The sequence below is a fragment of the Niveispirillum sp. FG156 genome, from assembly GCF_057809555.1.
This window is the reverse complement of sequence record NZ_JBMDKE010000103.1, coordinates 1-344: the sequence shown is the minus strand read 5'-3', so window position 1 is coordinate 344 and position 344 is coordinate 1. Positions and strand designations below refer to the sequence as shown.

General features: G+C 65.1%; 1 protein-coding gene. It reads right to left on the bottom strand.

The window, feature by feature from the left end; all coding sequences use genetic code 11:
• Positions 1 to 11: 11 nt before the first annotated feature.
• Positions 12 to 344: winged helix-turn-helix domain-containing protein (locus ACODSP_RS28245; protein ID WP_488968831.1), on the bottom strand; the 333-nt coding region annotated here is incomplete at its 5' end.

The window sequence follows — 344 nt, the reverse complement described above, 5'->3', positions numbered from 1 at the left end:
GGCATCACGGCTCAGGCAGGGGAAGTTTTTTTAAAGGCCGCCTGCGCCCCGGCATCCTTGCGGGGATGGAAGGGCCGGGGTTGCAGCCGCGTCAATTCCAGCAGCCGCAGCCACTTGGCCACCGTCCGCTTGTGCACCTTGACTGAAAAGCGCTGCTCGATCTTGTCCCGCAAGTCGATGCAGCGCCAGCGCACAACCTGGTCCGTCTCGGGATCAGGGCCATCGACCACCAGCGCCTTCAGCTCCGCCATCTGGGCCTCGCTCAGCAGCGGCGTCGGGCCAGGGCTAACACTCCCTCGGCGTTGTAGCGATGCACCCAGTCCCGCAAGGTCTGACGCTCCATG